1 protein-coding gene is annotated in these 1221 nt (G+C 42.0%); it reads right to left on the minus strand.

Annotation, left to right across the window (positions count from 1 at the left end; genetic code table 11):
• Positions 1 to 317 (minus strand): molybdenum ABC transporter ATP-binding protein (locus I6E24_RS16290; RefSeq protein ID WP_235329747.1); only part of this gene is annotated, 317 nt, incomplete at its 3' end.
• Between the last annotated feature and the right edge of the window lie 904 nt (positions 318 to 1221).

Genomic DNA, 1221 nt, shown 5'->3' on the forward strand with positions numbered 1-1221 from the left:
ATTCTGTCAATTCTTCCGTACAATATCTTGCGGAGTGCCGTCTTGTCCATAGCCTTGTATTCTCTCCATTGTCCGTACTGGCTTACAAGGAATGTCCTCAGTATGTCGGAGAAGTCAAACCGCCATCCTTGCAATGGTATCGCACTTTTGAAATAGGTATTGCCGTTTACCTTTTCGGTTATCCAATTCTTTTCCTCTCTGTTCAGCACCTCGCCATTATTCACTTTCATACGAAGTCTGTAAACCTTGCACTCATGTAGGCTTTCCAATGTCGGAACTTCCCACTTCACGAATTTTGTTGCTACTGCTGCTTCCATATCCATTTGTTTTTATTTTTAATGCGGATTCGAGAGCTGAGGGAGTTGAGTTTCCAACCTTATATGCCTCCCGTTTATCCGACATTTTTTTTAATGCGTCTTTCTGTCGCTTCGGTCGTTTTCGTTTCGGGTGCTTCAAAAAAGGTAGGGAGTGGGTAGAGCAAGGGTTTTCAAAGAAAAAATACTACCCGCAGGGCTGGAGATTTTTTCTAAAAACCATTGAGCATCCCAATCCCGGATTTACCTTTGCACCCAGAACGGGAACGATCCACCTGATGCGACTGCCTGAAAGACCATCAAAATGGAGGTAAACGGATGTGGAGGCATATTGGATATGAAATGTTCCGGGAAAAGAAAGAAAGGAAATGTCAAAAAAGGGATACGGCGAAAACGTGAAACCGGCAAACATTCCAAGAAAGTATGTTGCAACCGTGTGGCTAAACCTGTTTAGTTATGCGGTTGCAATTTTCTTTCCGGTTTGCCGTCATGGGTAATGGCACTTTTCATTTATGGAAGGTGTGGTTACCCATGACTTCCGTTTTCGATTAGAGGAACCGACAAAAAAAGAAAATCAACAGGTGACAGCCGTAAAAGCACCGCTTGTGGCATAAGCAAAAAAAGAAAGGGGCCTTGCATCATCAGTCTGAACATGGTTCAGGCGTGACGCAAAGCCCTTTTCTATGCTTATGCAATAGTAGGAACATGGTCGTCAACTTATTGATGATGATGTTCCTACGAATAAATTCGCTTTTACGGAAAAACTTGTCTGTGGAGCTTAAAAAGCTGGATTTTTATTTCAATATATGCCATTAAAGTGCTACTTTTGCATACGAAGAGTTCTTTGAAGGTTACGCAATGCGCAGAAGAATAAAACAGCAGATAACTAACTAATTCGTAACCTATT

Origin of the sequence: Bacteroides caecigallinarum (assembly GCF_021530995.1) — a bacterium.
Classification (GTDB): Bacteria; Bacteroidota; Bacteroidia; order Bacteroidales; family Bacteroidaceae; genus Phocaeicola; species Phocaeicola faecigallinarum.